The 15,634-nt window shown below is 70.6% G+C and carries 16 protein-coding genes and 1 pseudogene; 9 read left to right on the top strand and 8 right to left on the bottom strand.

Translation table 11 applies throughout. The features are described from left to right. Positions 1-301 precede the first annotated feature (301 nt). The 4 genes from ACFYXV_RS19915 to ACFYXV_RS19900 all read left to right on the top strand — a co-directional run bounded on the left by ACFYXV_RS19915 (position 302) and on the right by ACFYXV_RS19900 (position 5,264). Positions 302-1,396: a SagB/ThcOx family dehydrogenase gene (locus tag ACFYXV_RS19915; protein WP_385470033.1), complete on the top strand. Its 1,095-nt coding sequence runs from the start codon at positions 302-304 to the stop codon at positions 1,394-1,396. 2 nt (positions 1,397-1,398) lie between these two features. Beyond that, the gene (locus ACFYXV_RS19910) at positions 1,399-2,607 is read left to right on the top strand and encodes a cupin domain-containing protein (RefSeq protein WP_385470035.1); all 1,209 of its coding nucleotides are present in this window, start codon (positions 1,399-1,401) and stop codon (positions 2,605-2,607) included. A gap of 117 nt (positions 2,608-2,724) precedes the next feature. Then, positions 2,725-4,005: a JmjC domain-containing protein gene (locus ACFYXV_RS19905; protein WP_385470037.1), complete on the top strand. Its 1,281-nt coding sequence runs from the start codon at positions 2,725-2,727 to the stop codon at positions 4,003-4,005. Continuing rightward, the gene (locus ACFYXV_RS19900; RefSeq protein ID WP_385470039.1) at positions 4,002-5,264 is read left to right on the top strand and encodes an MFS transporter; all 1,263 of its coding nucleotides are present in this window, start codon (positions 4,002-4,004) and stop codon (positions 5,262-5,264) included. The genes ACFYXV_RS19905 and ACFYXV_RS19900 overlap by 4 nt, the downstream gene beginning before the upstream one ends. A 102-nt stretch (positions 5,265-5,366) precedes the next feature. Here ACFYXV_RS19900 and ACFYXV_RS19895 read toward each other — a convergent pair whose 3' ends face one another. The 4 genes from ACFYXV_RS19895 to ACFYXV_RS19880 form a co-directional block, all read right to left on the bottom strand. After that, the gene (locus ACFYXV_RS19895; RefSeq protein WP_389383630.1) at positions 5,367-5,645 is read right to left on the bottom strand and encodes a helix-turn-helix domain-containing protein; all 279 of its coding nucleotides are present in this window, start codon (positions 5,643-5,645) and stop codon (positions 5,367-5,369) included. Further along, entirely contained in the window at positions 5,645-6,136 is a 492-nt protein-coding gene (locus tag ACFYXV_RS19890) for a DUF2975 domain-containing protein (RefSeq protein ID WP_383349492.1), read from the bottom strand. The genes ACFYXV_RS19895 and ACFYXV_RS19890 overlap by 1 nt, the downstream gene beginning before the upstream one ends. A 108-nt stretch (positions 6,137-6,244) precedes the next feature. Then, positions 6,245-6,511, bottom strand: coding sequence for a hypothetical protein (locus ACFYXV_RS19885; RefSeq protein ID WP_389383629.1), 267 nt, complete (start codon positions 6,509-6,511; stop codon positions 6,245-6,247). Then, positions 6,508-6,753: a hypothetical protein gene (locus ACFYXV_RS19880; protein ID WP_389383673.1), complete on the bottom strand. Its 246-nt coding sequence runs from the start codon at positions 6,751-6,753 to the stop codon at positions 6,508-6,510. Before ACFYXV_RS19880 ends, ACFYXV_RS19885 begins: the two co-directional genes overlap by 4 nt. Before the next feature lie 30 nt (positions 6,754-6,783). Here ACFYXV_RS19880 and ACFYXV_RS19875 point away from each other — a divergent pair. Continuing rightward, positions 6,784-7,728, top strand: a pseudogene (locus ACFYXV_RS19875) (IS110 family transposase); the annotation flags it as partial. Here ACFYXV_RS19875 and ACFYXV_RS19870 read toward each other — a convergent pair. Further along, positions 7,689-8,303, bottom strand: a complete 615-nt coding sequence (locus ACFYXV_RS19870; RefSeq protein ID WP_389383628.1) for a hypothetical protein — start codon at positions 8,301-8,303, stop codon at positions 7,689-7,691. The pseudogene ACFYXV_RS19875 and the gene ACFYXV_RS19870 overlap by 40 nt on opposite strands. 368 nt (positions 8,304-8,671) lie before the next feature. Between ACFYXV_RS19870 and ACFYXV_RS19865 the strand changes: the two genes are divergently transcribed. After that, positions 8,672-9,124 (top strand): hypothetical protein, encoded by a 453-nt coding sequence (locus ACFYXV_RS19865; RefSeq protein ID WP_389383627.1) that lies wholly within the window; start codon positions 8,672-8,674, stop codon positions 9,122-9,124. Between the two features lie 107 nt (positions 9,125-9,231). Here the strand turns inward: ACFYXV_RS19865 and ACFYXV_RS19860 are convergent, their stop codons facing one another. Then, complete coding sequence (locus ACFYXV_RS19860; protein ID WP_389383626.1) at positions 9,232-10,353, bottom strand: acyltransferase; 1,122 nt, start codon at positions 10,351-10,353, stop codon at positions 9,232-9,234. After that, complete coding sequence (locus ACFYXV_RS19855) at positions 10,346-11,356, bottom strand: alpha/beta hydrolase (protein WP_389383670.1); 1,011 nt, start codon at positions 11,354-11,356, stop codon at positions 10,346-10,348. Before ACFYXV_RS19855 ends, ACFYXV_RS19860 begins: the two co-directional genes overlap by 8 nt. A gap of 719 nt (positions 11,357-12,075) precedes the next feature. Between ACFYXV_RS19855 and ACFYXV_RS19850 the strand changes: the two genes are divergently transcribed. Both ACFYXV_RS19850 and ACFYXV_RS19845 read left to right on the top strand, forming a co-directional pair. Next, positions 12,076-12,774 (top strand): class I SAM-dependent methyltransferase, encoded by a 699-nt coding sequence (locus ACFYXV_RS19850; protein ID WP_389383625.1) that lies wholly within the window; start codon positions 12,076-12,078, stop codon positions 12,772-12,774. A 274-nt stretch (positions 12,775-13,048) separates the two neighbouring features. Then, positions 13,049-13,258, top strand: coding sequence for a hypothetical protein (locus ACFYXV_RS19845; RefSeq protein ID WP_389383672.1), 210 nt, complete (start codon positions 13,049-13,051; stop codon positions 13,256-13,258). Here the strand turns inward: ACFYXV_RS19845 and ACFYXV_RS19840 are convergent. After that, positions 13,234-13,770, bottom strand: a complete 537-nt coding sequence (locus ACFYXV_RS19840; protein ID WP_385470060.1) for a GNAT family N-acetyltransferase — start codon at positions 13,768-13,770, stop codon at positions 13,234-13,236. The two genes, ACFYXV_RS19845 and ACFYXV_RS19840, sit on opposite strands and share 25 nt — an antisense overlap. Before the next feature lie 315 nt (positions 13,771-14,085). Here ACFYXV_RS19840 and ACFYXV_RS19835 point away from each other — a divergent pair, with 315 nt between their 5' ends. Beyond that, positions 14,086-15,627 carry a Re/Si-specific NAD(P)(+) transhydrogenase subunit alpha gene (locus ACFYXV_RS19835; RefSeq protein WP_389383624.1) on the top strand — a complete coding sequence of 514 codons (1,542 nt, stop codon included), beginning with the start codon at positions 14,086-14,088 and terminating at the stop codon, positions 15,625-15,627. The last annotated feature ends 7 nt before the right edge of the window (positions 15,628-15,634 follow it).

Raw genomic sequence — 15,634 nt, 5'->3', positions numbered from 1 at the left:
CATCGAGGACCGTGAGGTCGTCGCTCACCACCCGAGCCTCTGACGACCGGCGCATTTCCGAGTTTCCGAAGGGAGGTAAGGAAATGGACATCGTCATCATCGAGGACCGCGAGGTCGTGGCTCACCACCCGAGCCTGTAGTGAGCCCAGGACCCCCACGTGAACGGGGTCCGCACAGAAAAAGCGTCCGGCTGCGAGACGGGCTATGTCTCGCAGCCGGACGCTGCGCTCCACCAAGCGACCGTGCTGATTCCACCGTAAGCCCCGCAACGCGCCCAGGACACCGATGAGGAGACTCGATCATGAAGGTCCGCCGCCGGGAACACCTGGTCCTCAGCTGGCATCCGGACGGACTGCGCATGGGAATCCCCGGGCAGCGCCGCTGGATCGAGGTCACGCCTGATCTCCTCGCGCTCCTGACGGAAGCCGGCGACGGGGCCGATGCGCAGGAGCTCGCCGAACGCCACCCCGCCGAGGAGCGCGCCCGGGTGCGGAAGGCCGTGGAAACCCTCACCGGCCTCGGCGTCCTGGTCCCGAACGAGGACGCTCCGCCGCTTCCCGAGCTGTGGGAGCGCTGGGGCGCCGTCACCGAGCGCTTCCACGACGAGGCCCGCAACGCCAACTACCTGGTCCACTCCCCCCAGCGGGTCGAGCTCGTCGAGGAGATCACCTCCGAGGGCGGCGCTCCGGAGATGTTCAAGGAGTACCCCGGCAACCCGGTCGTGATGCTGCCCCGCAGGCCGCTGCGCCTCGACGCCCCGGTCGAGGACGTCTTCGCCACCCGGCGCACGCACCGCAGGTTCACCGGCGCCCCCGTCTCGCTGGACCAGCTCGGGACCCTGCTCTTCCACAGTTTCGCGCCGCACCGGTTCATTTACGGGGGCCCGTTCGGCCCCCAGCAGTGCCGGGTCAGCTCCTCCGCGGGCGGCCGCCACGAGGTCGAGGCGTACGTGGTGGTCTACGACGTCGAAGGCGTCCAGCCGGGCCTCTACCACTACGCGCCCGCCCGTCACGCCCTGGAACTGCTGGACCCCGACGCCCCGCGGGAACGGGTCGCGGAGCTCACGTACCACCAGGAGCCCTCGTACGAGGGGGCCTTCACCATCTTCACCACGGCCGTCGCCAACCGGCTCGCCTGGAAGTACCGGCACCCGCGCGCGTACCGGCTGTGGATGTACGACGCCGGCCACTACGGCCAGACCTTCGCCCTGACCGCCACGGCGCTGGGTCTGGGCCCCTTCCAGACCGTCGCGTTCGCCGACGACGAGGTGGAGCGCTTCCTCGGAGTGGACCCCGCGCAGGAGTTCGCGGTGTACCTGCTCTCCGCCGGCGTCCCCGACAGCCCCGGGCCGCTGGTCCCGGCCGACTTCGCCTTCCCGCCCCCTTCGAAGGTCTGACGATGCGAACGGCAACCGCCCCCGCCACGACCGCACCCCGCGCGCCCGCGTCCGCCGCCCCCTCGGACGGCGGCGGCGCACTCGCCCCGCTCGTGGGCGACCCCGAGGAGTTCCTGCGCCGGCACTGGACCCGCACGCCCCTGCTGCGCAAAGCCGTCTCGCCCGACGCCTTCGCCGGCCTCCTCTCCCTGGCGGACCTCGCCGACCTCCTCACCACCCGGGCCCTGCGGCTGCCCCACGTCCGCCTGGTCCGGGACGGGCAGCAAGTTGCCGAAAGCACCTACACCGGTGTCCGCCGCATCGGGCACGGCACCGTGACCGACGCGATCGCCCCCGAGAAGGTGCTCAGCCACTTCGGTCTCGGAGCGACCCTCGTCCTCGACGCCGTGGAACTGCTCGTGCCCGCCGTCGGGTCGCTCTGCGAACGGCTCGCGGCCTCCCTGTCCTGCCCGGTGGACGCCGTCGCCTTCCTCACGCCGCCCGACCGCAAGGGCCTGGCCCCGCACATCGACGACGAGGACGTCTTCGTCCTCCAGCTGTCCGGCAGCAAGCAGTGGACCGTGCACGAGCAGTTGCGCCCGGTACCGCTCACCCCGGGCGCGCTGCCCGCTGCCGCGCTCGGCCCGGTCGCGCTCACCCCGCTGCTGGAGCCCGGCGACGTCCTGTACGTCCCGCGCGGCACCCCGCACCACGCCGAATCCACCGGCGGCCACTCCCTGCACCTCTCCCTCGCCGCCCGACGGCCCACCCTCGGCGCCCTCACCGCCGACACCCTGCTCGCGGCGCTGCGCGCGTCGGGGCCCGACCTCGATCTGAACAGCCTCGACCCGGCCGAGGAGATCGGCGCCCTGGTGCACGCGCACGCCTCCGGCGCGCTCGAACGCCTGGACGCCGTGCCCGTCGCCGGCGGCGGCGCGGAGCGGGAGGGGGCCGCACTGGCCGGCGTACTGCGCGCACTCGCGGCCCTGGCCGCTCCCGGCGCCCGCTACGCGGCGAACGGCGACATCGGCCTGACGTACGAGGACGACGGGGCGGTGGTGGCCGACTTCGGGCGCCTGCGCGCCCGGTTCCCGGCATCCGCCCGCGCCCTCCTGGAACGGCTCTCCGCCGGGGACAGCGTCGGCGCGGCGGAGTTCACCACCGACGGCGATGCGGGCAGCGGCCCCCTGAGCCTGCTCCTGGTACGCGGAGCCCTGCGCCTCGCTCCCTGATCCCCGCCCGCCGCCCCTGATCCCCGCCCCGCCCCCTGTCCCAGTCCTCTGCCCCCGTCCTCTGTTCTCCGTACCGGCGCGACGACCGAAGATCCGACCACCCGAAGGGAGCGGACCATGGCCCTGGAACGCTGCACCTCCGCATCACCCGACACCTTCCGCACCCGGATATTCGGCCGCCGGCACCTGCACAGCACGGCCGCCGAACTGCCCGGCGGCTTCGGCGACCTCTTCTCCCCCGAGGCCCTGGACGACGTACTCAGCGCGGGCCTGCGCACCTCCTCCATCCGGCTGCTGCGCGACAACGCCGAGGCGCCCGTCGCCCGGGGCGCCGCCGTCGAGGACGGTGACGCCCCGGGCTCGGCGCCGTTCGTGTCGACGGACACCGTGCGCGCCGCGCTCGCGTCCGGGCACACCCTCATCATCCGGTCCCTGCAGCGCTTCCACCCGCCGCTGCGCCGCTTCGCCCACCAGTTGTCGGCCGAACTGGGCCATCCCGTACGCATCAACGCCTTCGTCACCCCGCCGCACTCTCAGGGCGTCGACCTGCACTACGACACCGAGGACGTGCTCGTCCTCCAGATCACCGGGAGCAAGAGCTGGGAGCTGCGTACCCAGCCGTTCACCGATCCGCTGCCGGCGCACGCCTGGTTCCACTCCACGGACCGGCGGAGGGACGAACTGCGCGCCGCGAGTGAGCCCCTCACCGAACTGGTGCTGCGCGAGGGCGACTCGCTGTACTTCCCGCGCGGCACCTTCCACTCACCGCGCACGCAGGAGGAGCTCTCCATGCACCTGACGATCGCCATCCCGCCGGTCACCCGCCACGACCTGCTGACCGAGCTGGTCAGCCGGGCCGTCCAGGACGACGCCTGGCTGCGCGCGACGGTCTCCCTCGACGACCTGGAGGAGGACGCGGAGCTGGCCCGTACCGTGCTCGCCGAGGCGGCGGAGCGGCTGGCCGCGTCCGCGAAGACCACCGACACCGCCGACGTGCTCTGGGCGGTGCGCTCCGGCGCCTTCAAGTCCGTCGTCCCCGAGCCCGTTTCCGTACTGCCGGGGCCGACGTCCGCGCCCTACCGGCTGCGCGACGGGGCGGTGTTCCGGGTGACGGAGGAGCCGGACGGCACCGCGCTGCTGCGGACCGGCACCCGCACGGCGCGCGTGCCGGCGGCCGTCGCACCCGTCCTCCACTCCCTGCGCCGCGGCCCCGAGCTGAACTTCGGCGCCCTGGCCGAGGCCCTCGGCGTACTGGAGGCCACCGAGGTCTCGCAGGCGCTGGTCGGCATCGGGCTGGTGACTCCGGCCGACCCCCGCGCCCAGGCCCGGGCGGACGAGGACGTGGACGTGGACGCGCACCAGGACCAGGACGCCGAATCGGAAGGCGTCGCCGCATGAGCACCGAAGTGGCACCCGAGCGGGCCGACACGGCCGCCACCGCCGCCGGGACCCTGCGGGCGCACCCCCGGTTCCTGCGGGTGTGGCTGGGCCAGGCCAGCGGCGCCGTCGGCGACCAACTGCTGCCGGTGGCCCTGAGCCTGTACGTCCTCCACTCGGGCGGCGGGGCCGGCGAGGTCGGCCTGGTCCTCGGCGGCCGCGCCGTGTCGCTGGTGGTGTGCCTGCTGGCGGGCGGCGTACTCGCCGACCGCATGAAGCGCACCCGGATCCTCTTCGGCGCCGATCTGTTCCGCGCCGTCCTGATCCTCACGGCCGCCGCGCTGCTGCCGTGGCTGCCCGTCGCCTCGCTGCCGCTGCTGACGATGCTCATGGGCGCCGGAGAGGCGATGTCCCGCCCGGCGGCCCGCTCCCTCATCCCCTCGCTGCTGCCCGACGCGCTGCTGGAACGCGGCAACGCGCTGGTCGCCGCCGCGCACCGGAGCTCCGCCGTGCTGGGCGCCCTGGTGGGCGTATCGCTGGTGGCCCTCGTGGGGGTGCGTGCGGCGCTGGTCCTGGCCGGCCTGGTCTTCGCCCTGGGCGCGCTGACGGTTCTGAAGGTGCCGGAAGAGGTGCCCTCCTCGGGCCAGGCACGTCGTTCGGTGCTCGCCGACGCGGCCCACGGGCTGCGGGCCATCCGGCGCAGGCCGTGGGCGACGGCCGTGATGTTCACGGTCTGCCTGCACCTGTTCGCCGGTTCCGCGACGGCCCTGACCCTGCTGCCGGTGGTCTCCCGCGAGCACTTCGGAGGCGACGTCGCCTACGGCGTGGTGCTCTCCGCGATGGCGATCGGCGCGCTCCCGGCGATCGTGGTGGCGGGCCGCTGGCGCCCCAAGGCCCCGGGCACGGTGGCGATGCTCGTGCTCACCGGCTACGCCCTGGTCCCGCTCTCCCTGGTCGGGCCCTTCCCCCTGGCCGGGGTCGCCGCCTGTTTCGCCCTGGGCGGCTTCGTCGTGGAGATGTACTTCGTGTACTGGGCCTCCGCGCTCCAGCGCGCCTTCCCCTCCGACGTGCTGGGCAAGGTCTTCGCGCTGGACCAGCTCAGCGCCTACGCCCTCCTCCCCCTCGGCTACCTCCTGGTCGGCCCGGCCGTCGACGCCTTCGGCTCGGCCACCGTCCTGACCGGCGGAGGCGTCCTGGTCATCGCGTCGAGCCTGCTGTGCCTGGCGGTTCCGGGGGTGGCCCGCCTCGGCGGCCGGGCCGGCGAGGAGCTCCCCCGCTGACGCCGGCGGCGCCCGGCCCTCCGGACCGGGGGCGGGCGCCGCGGAGGACCGTGATCGCACGACGCGCGGCGGCCCGGCCGCGGTACGCGGCCGCGGGCCGGATCATCCGTCCGCGGCCTCCGCGGCCTCCACGGCCTCCACGGCTCCCACGGCTCCCACGGCTTCCGCCGCGGGGTCGTCGGCCTCCCAGCGCAGCAGATCGCCGGGCTGGCACCTGAGCACCTCGCACAGCGCGGCGAGGGTCGCGAAGCGCACCGCCTTGGCGCGGCCGTTCTTCAGTACGGCCAGATTGGCGGGAGTGATCCCCACGCGGTCCGCGAGCTCGCCCACGGACATCTTCCGCCTGGCCAGCATCACGTCGATGTCGACGCTGATCGGCATCAGATCACCTCGTCCAACTCGGCCTGCATCCGCGCCGCTTCGACGTCACGCGCGACGGCCTGCGCGAGCAGCATCCGCAGGACGAGAACCATGAGCGCGACCCCGAGGATGGCCACCCCGACCCCGGCCATGATGACGGTGACGCCCGGGTCCTCCCGCTGCCCCGGCGCGTTGATGGCCGTGACCCCGAACCACACCAGGGCGGCCGACACGATCGCGCCGATCATGACGTCCACGTACCGGAAGGCCGCGTGGGAGAAGACGGTTCCGCGGCGCACCATCGACACCAGCCGCCATACGCAGACCAGGGCGACCTGGGCCGACACCATGCCCAGGATCGTGATCACGCGAAGCGGGGTCAACGGCAGCGACCCGTCCTCCGGATCGTTCCCGCTGATCAGCGCCCACACCATTCCGGCCTGCACGAACACGGTGCCGGCGAACACCACCACGAGCACCGCGCGCAGCGCACCCACGGTCAGCTTTCCCATGACCCACCCTTCCATCGAGTTACGATGGGAATCTATCGAGAATCGATAGATTCAGCAAGGGTGGGGTGCCGACGGCCGACGGCCCTGGTTCCCGAGCCGCCGCACGCTTTACGCCAGCGGCGGCGCCCAGCAGTCCGGGCCGCCGCCACGCCAGTCGACCAGAGCGGGGTCCGTGAGGTCGAAGTCCTCGGCGTCCTCCATCCCCGTCGCAGCGAGGAAGACGGCTATGTCGCTGATCCGGTACGCCGTGCCCAGGCTCCGCCCGTCGCACCGCACCCGGCGCCACCCCCGGTGGTCGGGCGGATGGACGACCAGCCGGGGCGCGGGGCCCGGCGCGCCGGGGCCCTGCTCGCTTCCGGGGCAGGCGCTCGTCATGCCGCCCTCGCCCAGGCCCGGGCCCGGGCCCCGGCCGCGCGGCGGAGCTCGGCCGGGCCCCCCGCCGCACGGGCCGGGCGCGACCAGTACGGATGGGTGGAGATCGCGCACGAGAGGGCGATCAGCCGACGGCGGAGCGGGGTCGCGCCCGCGGTCGCGGGCCGGGCGGCCAGCGTCCGGTACGTACGGAGCCAGTCGGCCTGGAGGCCGACCAGGTCGTCAGGGAAGGAGGTGCACTGCATCCACCAATTCAATCACGTGTTCGATTTCCGCTGCGAGCACAGCGCACCTCAGCCGGATACCGCGGCGAGGGCAAGACCGACGCGCGTGACGCCCTGGTGATCGCTGACCAGGCCCGCACCCGCCGGGACCTCAAGCCAATGCGGCCCACCGATGAGGCCACCATCGAGCTGAAGATCCTCACCAGCCGCCGCACGGACCTTGTCCGTGACCGGACCCGGGCCATCAACCGTCTGCGTTCCACGCTGACCGGCATGTTCCCTGCTCTGGAACGCGCCCTCGTCCTCACCAGCGCCGGTCCATTGGTCCTCCTCGACGGCTACCAGACCCCGGCCGCGATCCGGCGCATTGGCACAGCCCGGCTGACCCGCTGGCTCCGTGCCCGAGGTGTCCGCACCCCAGAGGAGCTCGCGGCTACGGCAGTCGAGGCCGCCGAACAGCAGCACACCGCAGTCCCTGGAGAGGCGGTCATCGCCCAGCTGGTGAGGACCCTTGCCGCCGACGTTCGGGTGTTACACGAGAAGGTCTCGGAAGTCGACCGGTTCATCGAGGACCGCTTCCGCGCCCACGACCTCGCCGAAATCATCACGAGCATGCCCGGCATCGGCTCCCTCCTAGGCGCCGAGTTGCTCGCCGGCGTCGGCAGCGGCCTCACCTTCTTCGCAACTCCGGACCGACTTGCCGCCTTCGCCGGGCTCGCACCAGCGCCGCATGACTCAGGCAAGAAGAGCGGCAACCTCCACCGCCCCCGCCACTACCACCGCGTCCTCCAGCGCGTCTTCTACATGTCCGCCCTGACCAGCGTCCGCCATGACCCCAATTCCCGGACCTTCTACGACCGCAAACGCGCCGAGGGAAAACGCCATACCCAGGCTGTGATCGCTCTCGCCCGTCGCCGAGTGAACGTCTTGTGGGCCCTGATCCGGGACCGGCGCCTCTACGAAGTCGTTCCGCCGGGCGTCACGGCGTCGCTCTGATCTTGGTGCCGTCCGTCAAGGACTGCCTGTACTTGACGGTGACCGGCTTCTTCGCGAGACCAGACGAGCGTCCGGCGGCGCGGATTCTTGTGGTCCCAGCTGTCGTAGTCCATGACGGCAACGGTGTCCGACAGCCGCCACCGCGAGGAACCCCATGAGGCTTCAGGCACCTCCACCAGGCCGTCGAGGAGTTCGATGGCCGAGGTGGCAAGGCTGCTCATGGGCCATGGCTTCCACGTTGCGACGGTGTCGGTGAGGGCATGTGATTCGATCAGATTCGGGAGCGACGGGGCGATGGGGAGGTAGGGACTACCGCCGTCGATGTCGGTGCCCACGCTGCCGTCGGTGTGGATCAAGTCCCGGCACGGCTTCGACACACGCTCGCCGGTCCATTCGAAGTACCAGCCTCCTCTTCCTGGGTCCTGCCATGCTGCCGTCTGCAGACCGAGGTGGTCGTACTCCCACACGCGGGCGGTCTCGTACCGGTCCCCGTTCACAACCCAGCTACGGCGTACCTCGTAGCGCAGGCCACCGAACTTCTGCTCGAATCCCTCGCATCGGATGATGAGATCCATGGGAGCTGGGACGAGTTTCCCCGTGTGGTCGCGCACTTGCCAGAGCTCTATCGGCAGCCCGAACCGAGAGGCGCACTCACGCCGGGCTGAGCGACGCAGGAGGTCTTGTGCGCGTGCCGAGAGCTCAGATGGATCTTCCAGGATGTGCATCCTGAACTTCTTTTCCAAGGGAAGGTGTGGCTGCCAGGCAGTCAGGCTACCGGCCGTTAGCACGGTTTCTGCGGCTTGGCTTCTCCATTGGGAAGCCACTGAGCGTTCTAGTTGGCCGGAGCGGCGCAAAGCGCGCCGAACCGGGGGCTCGACCGGTGACGCGGGAGTCCTGGGAAATGGAGGTGCTGCCTCCCGGCCTGCGCAGGCAGGATCTCCCCATGTCGACAGATGTCAGCGGAATGATCGAATGCCGGCCAGGGGCCCGCCTGTGGGGCCCCGACGACGAGGACTCCGCATGGGAGGTCGGCATCGATCTCTTCCTCCTCAACAGGGGCAACGCCTACGACGGCCTGGCCTGCCTCTTCGGAGTCCGAAACTCCTTCGGCTTCCGTCCTTTGGCGGAGGATCGTGGCTTCCCGGACGACGCCTCGGATGGGCTGCGAGGTGGGTTCGCTGGCTACGGAGGCCCCCACGATGTGCACGGGACCACCTGGCTGACCTGGGCCGAGCTGGACACCACGGACTGGCACGAGACCGACGCCTCAGGTACACGAACCCGCGCCTCAGCCGCGGGGGTCGACACCGACTGGGGCCGGGTCTGGAGCGTCATGCGCATCCTCAGCGAGGTCCACGGGGCCGAGAACGTACGCCTTGTCGTCTGGTTCCACTGACTCGTGGCTGCGTACCTGGTTGACCAGACTGGCCAACTACGACGCTCAGTCACAGCGGGCTCGCACGGCACCCCCCTTCCTCCCCGCAACCGGAGAGGCCAGGGCTGCTACGCGGTCTTGGATCGCCCGCCGCGTTCGAGGGAGCGGAATGCGGCCCAGCACGCGGCAAGTGCCAGGGCGAAGGCGGGGATCCACACGATGCGCTCAGCTATCCAGACGGTGCTGTCCGGTGGGGTGCCCAGGCCGGGGAGTGTGCCGACGGTCGTGCCTAGTGAGGTGATGATCAGCATGGCCGTCTGGTGCCAGAGGAAGATCGTGAGCGCGGAGAGGTTGACCAGGGCCACGCCTGCCCACAGGACGGGTCGTCGCATCGCGTGGCGGAGCGGTTCGCGCAGTAGGAGCGCCAGTCCGCACTGGGTGATGCCGAAGGTGACTGCTGCCAGGGTAGGGGGGCTGAGGTTGGATATGGATGCCCCTGGTACACCGACCATCGAGGCCGGGTAGCCGCCCCACAGCAGCAGGGCCGCGGTCGCGACGCCGCCGCCGAGCACCATCGCCAGCACGGTGCGTCGGCGGGTGAAGGCGCCGCGTGCCCAGGCGGTGCCCAGGCAGTAGGGCACCATCCATCCGGCTGCCACGTTGGCCCAGCCGATCCAGCCCGGGCCGCCGAAGCCGAAGCGGATCAGATCCACATGAAGGACCACTGCCAGTGGCCACAGCGGATTGAGCCGGGCGATCAGCGGGGTGGCGGCGGTCAGCGCGATGTACACCAGCAAGAACCACAGCGGTGAGAGCACCAGTTTCAGCAGCGTGCTCAAGGTCTGCGCGCGCACGCCTCCGGCCAGCAGGCCCACGGACGCCAGAGCCCACAGGAAGAGCAGCCCGGCCACCGGGCGGGTGAGCCGCTGTATGCGGATGGCGGCCCAGGTGCGGTAGCCGATGCCCCGGGCCTTGGAGCGTTCCCAGCTTCCGGCGGTCGAGTGCCCGCCGACGAGGAAGAACACGGCGAGGGTCTGGAAGATCCAGGAGACGGGCGCCAGCTGTGGCAGGTGCGTGAGGGGGCTGGCGCCCCTCAGCGCCCCGGAGTCTGTGGTCGTGACGGCGGTGACCAACCAGTGCCCCATGACCACGCCGGCGATGGCCAGGGCTCGCAGGGTGTCGATGGCGCGGTCTCGGCTGGCGGGGGTGGCGTCGTCGATGCGCCGGGCGACGTGTAGCAGGTCACGCATGTGCGGACTCCGGGTCCCGGTCGAGGATGATGCGGGCGAGGTTGTGCAGGGAGAGAGAGTCGGGCGTGAAGTAGTCGCCGTGGCCGCCGTGGCCCGCGTCGAAGCGGCGGGCTCCGAAAGCTGCGGCGGTGGGGTCCTGGCCAAAGCCGAGGGTGGCGCCGCCGGGCAGGTGGATCCTCTGATGTGGGACGTTGGCGATCCAGTCGCCGCTGCCGCGGCCCGCCCACACCACTGCGCGGGTATGGAGGGCTGCCACGTCGGGTTTGTCGGTGCCGGGGCTGGCGAACAGCACGATGGACGCCACGTCCAGCCGGGGACCTGCCTGGCCACAGAGCACCGCCCCGTAGGAATGGCACAGCAGGGTCTCCTTGGCCCGCGGGTTGATCCGGTGGACCTCGGCGACGAAGGCGTTCAAGGCGGGTGCCGCGGCTCGTGCACGCGAGTCGGTCAGGACCTGCGGACTGGTCGGGCCGGGTGTGTCGTAGCCGAGCCAGGTGACGACGGCCACTTTGGCCGCCGGGTCCTGTCGGCACAGCTCCCTGCGCAGCTCCAGGCCCGCGCCGCCCAGCGACTTGTGGTCCACCCGCGTGGCGTCGCCGGCGGGTGCCGCGCACGAGGAGGCAGCGTCGTCGCGGCGGACCAAGTCGGCGGGGAGACCGCCGCCCAGGTTGTCGTAGGTGTCCAGGCTCGTGTCGGCGCCGGGGACCAGCACCGCTATGCGGTCCGCATGGGCCAGGTCGCCCATGACTTCAACGACTCGGCCGGGGCCTCGGCCGTCGAAGGCGAGGTACTGCCGGCCGTCTGCCGCCAGCGCCCGCAATCTCGCCGCACGCCCGCTCGCGCCGGCCGCTGCGGCCTCATGAGCGGCCCGGAGGATGTTCGTGTGGTTCGCGGCGTACGCCTGCGGCAGCGTGGCCGCCGTCGCGGGTGCCAGCCGGGCTGGGGCTGGGGCAGGTATGTGAGGGCGGCTCGCCGCAGTCAGGGGCACGACCACGGCCGCCATGACGGCCAGGGCCAAGAGCAGGCGGCGCACCCGGGAAAACCGGAACATCAACGCGGCCGGACCTCATGTGCCGTCCAATGCCGTGACCCGGGGCTCCCCCTCTCCGCCGACCTTGCAGAGCCCGACCGCGGCAGCCGCCGAACAGCTCCTGCGTCCCCGATCGGTGCGGTGACAGCAGAAGAGGAGGCGGCGTGGCTCATGAACGGGCTCCGGACACTACGGGACGGCAGAGGGGCGGAATCCAAGGCTCCATGCGGTCCGCATGGTGAGGCGCCCCCTGATCGGCCCACGTGGGGGTGGGTTCCCATGCGCCCTCGTGGTGGGCCTTGTCTCCGGGGTTTGGATACCGGAGAGAGTCAGATCGTGATGGTCAGGTGGAAAGGAATCCCCGTGGGGACAGAGTTCCAACGCCTCGATTTCGAGGCGGATGTGGTCGTGTTGGGGTGCCGGCAGGAACCGCGTCACCGTCACCAATCGCAAACGATCATGATCTTGGTGTCCCACCCCACCTGTGCGGCGATGCCGGAGGTCGGTCGCGCCCAGGAGACCGTCTTCGGAGGAGGGCGTAATTCCCCTGCTGCGTCGTCTGATCGGGGGGATGGGCGGTCGATGCGCTGCTGGCAGCCTTACCAGTGACGAAGCCGGCTACGTTCTCGCACGGTTTCCGCCATGCCTCTGATCTGATCGGTCAGCACTCGGATTCTCACGGAGCACGCCCTATGCACCGACCCATCGAAATCGACCGCGTCATTCAGCTGTACCGGACTTACGCTGATGACCTGGACCGGGTCCGGAAGGAGCAGCGCAAGCTGTTGGCTCCGCCAACTTCGCTGAAGGCCCAGCTCGATGACATCGAGGCGGAGATCACCTACCTCCTCCTGCGTGAGGCCAGGCCGGAGACGGTGGTGGAGATAGGTACCTTTCACGGCTGGTCCACGACCTGGATACTTCAGGCGCTGCGCGACAACGGCAGCGGGCGCCTGTACTCGTACGACATCGTGTCGCACGTCGAGCGCAACGTCCCTGAGTCGCTGTCCGCGGGCCGCTGGACCTTCACGCAAGGCGACGTACGGGAGAATCTGGAGAAGATCCCGGATACAGCGGATTTCCTCTTCATCGACGCGGCCCACTCGGCGAGTTTCGCCCGCTGGTACATCCAGCACCTGATGCCGCGCATGACGCCGGGCATACCGGTGTGCGTCCACGACGTGTTCCACGGTCGGCATGCCTTGCCGTTCACTGAGGGTGCGGTCGTCCTGCGGTGGCTCGCCGAACGGGACAACCCCTACTTCACCGCCTCACGAGCCCGCGAACCGGAAATCCAGCAGCGCCTCAACGACGTCAAGAAGAACCTGTCCCTGGGAGACCGTCTCAAGGACAGCAAGAACAACCCGATGATCTTCTTCGTGCTGCGCTGACCCTTCGGCAGGGGCCGGAATTGGCTTGGTCTTTGACCTCGCTCGTCACCCGACCTGCTGATCTGCGGTGTTTCCCGGGACAGCGAAGGCGGCCGTTCTCCACGCTTCGAGATGTCGAATCACGAAGTACCAGAGAACGGCCGCTGTGTATGAGCCTGTCTGCTGAGGTGTCCGGACGCGAGGCGTTGGGCGTGTCGTCCCGCTTTCGTGTTGAGTTCTACGACTGCCCTTACTCCCGGGCTGACGCGCTCTTCGAGCTCGTCGATGCGGTGCCATGCGCCGACGGTCCGGTCAGGTCGCTGCCGGCGACCCCGACGCCGTCCAGGCCGTCATGCGGACCTGGTACGGCAACCACCCCGACGAGACCCGCGCCGCCACCGGTATGTTCGGCCCCGCCAAGCCCGCACCCGACGACGCCCCGGACCTCGACCGACCCGCCGCCTACGTCGGCCGCACGGTCTACCCCTCCCGGACCACGACCTGAACCTGAGCGTCGTTCGGGCGGGGGTCGATGACCCAGTGGTTGGTCCGCAGGACCCGGTCGGCGAAGGTCACGTCCCGCTCCTCCAGGAGCCGGAATCCCAGCGAGCGGCATATGCCGTTCGACGGGACGTTCGCCGTCGCGGGAAACGCGTGCACCAACCCCCACCGGCCGTCGGCCCCGGCCAGGTCAAGCAGTGCGCGGACGGCCTGTTTGCCCACCCCTCGTCCCTGGAACTCCGGCAGCACCATCCAGCCGATCTCGGACATCCGCTCGCCGTCTTCCGTGTGGGACCACAGGGTCACCGTTCCCGCCGACACCGCCGGACGCGCCTCGTCGAGAACGATCATCTTGATCCACTGCGTGCCCGCCGCCGCGTTCCGGACATCGCGACGGACCTTCTCCTCCATGCCTTCCCGGGGAAGCGGACCACCGAGATCCGCCATCATGACCGGGTCACAGCGCATGCGAACGTACGCATCGACATCGTCGGGCCGGACATCACGCAGTTGCATCACTTGCTCCTCTGTCGGCTGTCCTCTTGCGGTGTCCCGATCATCCCGGACATCTGATCAATGACTTCGGCAGGCATCCGCGGTTCCGCTGCGAGCGCACGCAGCGCGGCCCGCGGCCGCAGCCCGGCCCACGGCCCCGGCCTGGGCCGACATGTGACGGAGTAGCGGTCCACACGTGTCTCGAAAGGATGCCCACGTGATCAGAATCTGGGCGGGCTCGTGCGCGGTCATGGGTACTGATCTGCGGCGGCTTCGGACTGCGGCCGCTGTCGGCTTCGTTCCACATCCACGTTCATCACACAAGGGAGGTAAGCCATGGGTCATCCCACACCGCAGCGGATCGGTGTCGCGGCCGAGACGGGGCCGGGAGAGACGCGCGTGGCGGCCACGCCGTCCACCGTGCGCCAGTTGGTCGCTCTGGGATACGAGGTCGTCGTCGAGTCGGGGGCGGGCACGGCCTCCGGGTTCACCGACGACGCGTACATCGCGCAGAGCGCGAAGATCGGTGACGCCTGGGGCGCCGACATCGTCTTGAAGGTGAACGCACCGTCCGGCGAGGAGATCGGGCAACTGGCCGACGGCGCGACGCTGGTCAGCCTGATCGGACCGGCGTTCAACCCCGGCCTGGTCGACGAGCTGGCGCAACGCCCCATCACCGTGCTCGCCATGGACGCCGTACCGCGCATCTCGCGAGCGCAGTCCTTGGACGTCCTCAGCTCCATGGCCAACATCGCCGGCTACCGCGCGGTCGTCGAGGCGGCGCACGCGTTCGGCCGGTTCTTCACCGGTCAGGTGACCGCGGCCGGCAAGGTGCCGCCCGCGAAGGTCCTCGTCGCGGGCGCCGGCGTCGCCGGGCTGGCCGCCATCGGCGCCGCCAGCAGCCTGGGCGCGATCGTACGCGCCACCGATCCGCGCCCCGAGGTGGCGGAGCAGGTCCGCTCCCTGGGCGGGGAGTTCCTCGCCGTCGAGGTGGAACAGGCCGCCAGCACCGACGGGTACGCCAAGGCCACCTCGCAGGAGTACGACCGCCGGGCCGCGGAGATCTACAGCGAGCAGGCCGCCGACGTCGACATCGTCATCACCACGGCGCTGATCCCCGGAAGGCCCGCGCCGAAGCTGCTCACCGCTCAGGACGTCGCGAGCATGCGGCCCGGAAGCGTGATCGTCGACATGGCCGCGTCGCAGGGCGGGAACGTCGCCGGAACGGTCGCGGGAGAGGTGGTCGTCACCGCCAACGGCGTGACGATCATCGGATACACCGACCTGCCCGCCCGGCTGCCGGCCCAGGCCTCGCAGCTGTACGGGACGAACCTCGTCAACCTGATGAAGCTGCTCACCCCGGCCAAGGACGGCCGGCACGTGATCGACTTCGAAGACGTGGTGCAGCGGTCCATGACGGTGGTGCGTGACGGCGAGTCGACCTGGCCGCCGCCCCCGGTGCAGGTCTCCGCCGCCCCGTCGGCGCAGGCGCCGGTGGCCGCGAAGGCGGCCGTACCCGAGAAGAAGCCGATGTCGGCTGCGGCGAAGTACGTGCTCGCCGGCACCGGGATGGGGGCGCTCTTCCTCCTGACCGCCTTCTCCCCGTCCCAGCTGATCGGCAACTTCACCGTCTTCGTGCTCGCGATCGTCATCGGCTACTACGTCATCGGCAAGGTGCACCACGCCCTGCACACGCCGCTGATGTCGGTCACGAACGCCATCTCCGGGATCGTCGTCGTGGGCGCCCTGCTGCAGATCGCCCACACGGACACCACGATCACCGTGCTGTCGTCCGTCGCGATCCTGCTGGCCAGCATCAACATCTTCGGCGGATTCGCGGTCACCCGCCGCATGCTCGCCATGTTCTCGAGAGGCTGATCCCCCT

This window comes from Streptomyces sp. NPDC002181, from assembly GCF_042890485.1.
In the GTDB taxonomy this organism is placed as follows: domain Bacteria; phylum Actinomycetota; class Actinomycetes; order Streptomycetales; family Streptomycetaceae; genus Streptomyces.
Note: the sequence above shows the minus strand (reverse complement) of the source record. Positions and strands in the feature narration are given on the sequence as shown.